Source organism: Chryseobacterium sp. T20, from assembly GCF_047345655.1.
GTDB lineage: Bacteria > Bacteroidota > Bacteroidia > Flavobacteriales > Weeksellaceae > Chryseobacterium.
Genome location: NZ_JBLFDU010000032.1, coordinates 1 through 333 on the forward strand (window position 1 = coordinate 1; position 333 = coordinate 333).

At 30.6% G+C, this 333-nt stretch carries 1 pseudogene; it reads right to left on the reverse strand.

Annotated features, from left to right (window positions below):
• Positions 1-222: 222 nt before the first annotated feature.
• Positions 223-333: pseudogene (locus tag ACMA47_RS25170) on the reverse strand (peptidoglycan-binding protein LysM); the annotation flags it as partial.

Below are 333 nucleotides of genomic sequence, written 5' to 3' on the forward strand. Positions count from 1 at the left end.
GGTAATATTTTATTGTTATTTTTTACTTAATTGTTATCTTTTGTATACTGCAAATTTATAGTGATGCTAAAAGTTTCTTTGTAGTGGAAAAAGGAAGTTCGTGTAGTAAAATCACTACAGGATTACTCATTGGGTTTAAATAGAAAAACCCTCAATACTTTTCAGGTACTGAGGGCATGTATATTGATGTGTTTTTTTATTATAAAATTGATGTGTTTTTTATTATAAAGCAGTTGCGGTATAAGTTACTGTTTGCGTATAAGTTCCCGCTGGTTTACCTAAAATATCAGAAGATGATGATTTCGCTGCTGGAATAGTGTAGTCCAGATTCAG